This window comes from Streptomyces sp. NPDC004126, from assembly GCF_050275515.1.
In the GTDB taxonomy this organism is placed as follows: Bacteria; Actinomycetota; Actinomycetes; order Streptomycetales; family Streptomycetaceae; genus Streptomyces.
Genome location: NZ_JBNNPF010000123.1, coordinates 1 through 3381, shown reverse-complemented (window position 1 = coordinate 3381; position 3381 = coordinate 1). Strand labels below are relative to the sequence as shown.

Annotated in this window: 3 protein-coding genes and 1 pseudogene; all 4 read left to right on the top strand. The window is 70.0% G+C overall.

The annotated features are described in order from the left end of the window. A pseudogene (locus ACQKM2_RS40725) lies at window positions 1-324 on the top strand (sulfate adenylyltransferase subunit CysD); the annotation flags it as partial. Window positions 325-326: 2 nt separating this feature from the next. After that, a complete protein-coding gene (locus ACQKM2_RS40720) occupies window positions 327-1655 on the top strand; it encodes a sulfate adenylyltransferase subunit 1 (RefSeq protein WP_427719228.1) in 1329 nt (442 codons plus the stop codon). A gap of 211 nt (window positions 1656-1866) precedes the next feature. Further along, complete coding sequence (locus ACQKM2_RS40715; RefSeq protein ID WP_427719226.1) at window positions 1867-2997, top strand: aliphatic sulfonate ABC transporter substrate-binding protein; 1131 nt, start codon at window positions 1867-1869, stop codon at window positions 2995-2997. A gap of 34 nt (window positions 2998-3031) precedes the next feature. Further along, window positions 3032-3381: ATP-binding cassette domain-containing protein (locus ACQKM2_RS40710; protein WP_427719223.1), on the top strand; the 350-nt coding region annotated here is incomplete at its 3' end.

Below are 3381 nucleotides of genomic sequence, written 5' to 3'. Positions count from 1 at the left end.
CAGTACATCGCCCGCGAGGACATCGAACTCCCCGAGATCTACTTCGCGCACGAACGCGACGTCTTCCAGCGCAACGGCATGTGGCTCACCGCCGGCGAATGGGGCGGCCCCAAGGAGTCCGAGGCCGTGCAGAAGCGCCTCGTGCGCTACCGGACCGTGGGTGACATGTCCTGCACCGGCGCCGTCGACTCCGACGCCGCCGACCTGGACGCCGTGATCGCCGAGATCGCCGTGTCCCGCCTCACCGAGCGGGGCGCGACCCGCGCCGACGACAAGCTGTCCGAGGCCGCGATGGAAGACCGCAAGCGCGAAGGGTACTTCTAACCATGACGACCACCACCGAGCAGCTCAGCGCCACCACGCTGCTGCGCTTCGCCACCGCGGGTTCCGTCGACGACGGCAAGTCCACCCTCGTGGGCCGCCTGCTGCACGACTCGAAGTCGGTCCTGGAGGACCAGCTGGAGGCCGTGGAGCGGGTCTCCGCCGACCGCGGCCAGGACGCCCCGGACCTGGCGCTGCTGACCGACGGCCTGCGGGCCGAGCGGGAGCAGGGCATCACCATCGACGTGGCCTACCGCTACTTCGCCACCGCCCGCCGCCGGTTCATCCTCGCCGACACCCCCGGGCACGTGCAGTACACCCGCAACATGGTCACCGGCGCCTCCACCGCCGACCTCGCCGTGGTCCTCGTCGACGCCCGCAACGGCGTCATCGAGCAGACCCGCCGGCACGCCGCCGTCGCCGCCCTCCTGCGCGTCCCCCACGTCGTCCTCGCCGTCAACAAGATGGACCTCGTCGGCTACCAGGAGTCGGTCTTCGCGAAGATCGCCGAGGAGTTCAACGCGTACGCCTCGGAGCTGGGCGTCCCGGAGATCACCGCGATCCCGATCTCGGCCCTCGCCGGGGACAACGTGGTCGAGCCCTCCGCGAACATGGACTGGTACGGCGGCCCCACCGTCCTGGAACACCTGGAGACGGTCCCGGTCAGCCACGACCTGACGGCCTGCCCGGCGCGTTTCCCGGTGCAGTACGTGATCCGTCCGCAGACCGCCGAGCACCCCGACTACCGCGGCTACGCGGGCCAGATCGCCTCCGGCGTCCTGCGCGTCGGCGAGGCCGTCACCGTCCTGCCGTCGGGCCGCACCTCGGTCATCGAGGGCATCGACGCCCTCGGCGAGCCGGTGGACATCGCCTGGTCCCCTCAGTCGGTGACCCTGCGCCTGAAGGACGACATCGACATCTCGCGCGGCGACCTGATCGCGCCGTCCGCGAGCGCCCCGGCGACCACGCAGGACGTCGTCGCCACCGTCTGCCACGTCGCGGACCAGCCCCTGGCCGTCGGCGCGCGGGTGCTGATCAAGCACACGACGCGCACGGTCAAGGCGATCGTCAAGGAGATCCCCTCCCGGCTGACGCTGGACGACCTGTCCCAGCACCCGAACCCCGGGCAGCTGGTGGCCAACGACATCGGCCGCGTCGTCGTCCGCACCGCCGAGCCGCTCGCGCTCGACGCGTACGCCGACTCCCGCCGCACCGGCTCGTTCCTGCTGATCGACCCGGCCGACGGCACCACCCTGGCGGCCGGCATGGCGGGCGAGTCCTTCGCCTCCAAGGCCGAGGTCGTGGCGGCGGACGAGGACGGGTGGGACTTCTAGTCATGCTCACCGACATCTACTCCACTTTCGCGAAGGAGGGCGGCCGCGTAGGCAGCGGCGCCCTCGGCAGCGGCCAGGGAGGGGTGGCGCGATGTGCGCGATGACGCACGCGCACCTCATGCGCACCCCCCGCGAGCCGTACCTGCCCCCGCACCACAGACGAAGACCTGCGCCGTAGCACACTGACGGCGCGTCGAGAGGAAGTCCTCCCGTGCCTGCCACCGGTAATCCCAGCAAGACCCTGCGCCGCGGCCTCGCCGCCGTCGCCGCCCTGCCGCTGCTGATCGGCGCCCTCGCCTCCTGCGGCTACGGCTCCCAGGCCGAGAAGAGCGCCGACAAGGACGTCCAGCCGGCCGCCGCCGACGGCGGCAAGAAGCTCTCCGCGTCCGAGGTCCGCATCGGGTACTTCCCGAACCTGACGCACGCCACCGCCCTGGTCGGCCTCCAGGAGGGCCTGATCGAGAAGGAACTGAACGGCACCAAGATCAAGCCGCAGACCTTCAACGCCGGCCCCTCCGAGATCGAGGCCCTCAACGGCGGCTCCCTCGACATCGGCTTCATCGGCCCCTCGCCGTCCATCAACGGCTACGTCAAGTCCAAGGGCTCCAACCTGCGGATCATCTCCGGCTCCGCGTCCGGCGGCGTCAAGCTCGTCGTGAACCCGGACAAGATCAAGACCCTGGACGACCTCAAGGGCAAGAAGATCGCCACCCCGCAGAAGGGGAACACGCAGGACGTCGCGTTCCTCAACTGGATCTCGGAGAAGGGCTGGTCCGTCGACCCCGAGTCCGGCAAGGGCGACGTCTCCGTCGTCCGCACGGACAACAAGGTCACCCCGGACGCCTTCAAGCAGGGCTCGATCGACGGCGCCTGGGTCCCCGAGCCCACCGCCTCCAAGCTCGTCTCCGACGGCGGCTCCGTCCTCCTCGACGAGGGCAGCCTGTGGCCCGAGAACAAGTTCGTGATCACGAACATCATCGTGTCGCAGAAGTTCCTCAAGGAGCACCCGGACGTGGTGGAAGCCGTGCTGCGCGGCACGGTGAAGACCAACGGGTGGATCCACGCCAACCAGGACAAGGCGAAGGCCTCCGCGAACGCCCGGCTCCTCGCCGACACCGGCAAGGCGCTGGACCCGAAGGTCATCGACCCTGCGTGGCCGGGCATCTCGGTCACCGACGACCCGCTGGCCGCGACGCTGAAGACCCAGTCGGACTGGGCCGTCAAGGCCAAGCTCCTGGAGAAGCCCGACCTGGCCGGCATCTACGACCTGACGCTCCTGAACAAGGTCCTCAAGGCCGCCGGCAAGCCCGCGGTCTCCGACGCCGGCCTCGGCGCCAAGTAATCCCGTAGTCCAGCAACCCCAGGAGGTGACGACCATGGCCACCACTCTCGCCAAGGCTGCCGAGGGCTCGGTAGCGGAGCAGGCGCACGCCGCACGCATCGAGCACGTCTCGAAGTCCTTCTCCGGCCCGGCCGGATCGCAGCTCGTCCTGGACGACATCAGCCTCGATGTCGCTCCCGGAGAGTTCGTCACGCTCCTGGGGGCATCGGGGTGCGGCAAGTCCACCCTGCTGAACCTGGTCGCGGGTCTGGACAAGCCGTCCGCGGGGTCCATCGAGACCGTCGGCCGTCCGGCCCTGATGTTCCAGGAGCACGCCCTCTTCCCGTGGCTCACCGCGGGCAAGAACATCGAGCTGGCGCTGCGGCTGCGCGGGGTGCCCAAGGC

Coding starts and splice junctions, on each gene's coding strand:
- ACQKM2_RS40720 (WP_427719228.1), top strand. CDS start 327: ATGACGACCACCACCGAGCAGCTCAGCGCCACCACGCTGCTGCGCTTC.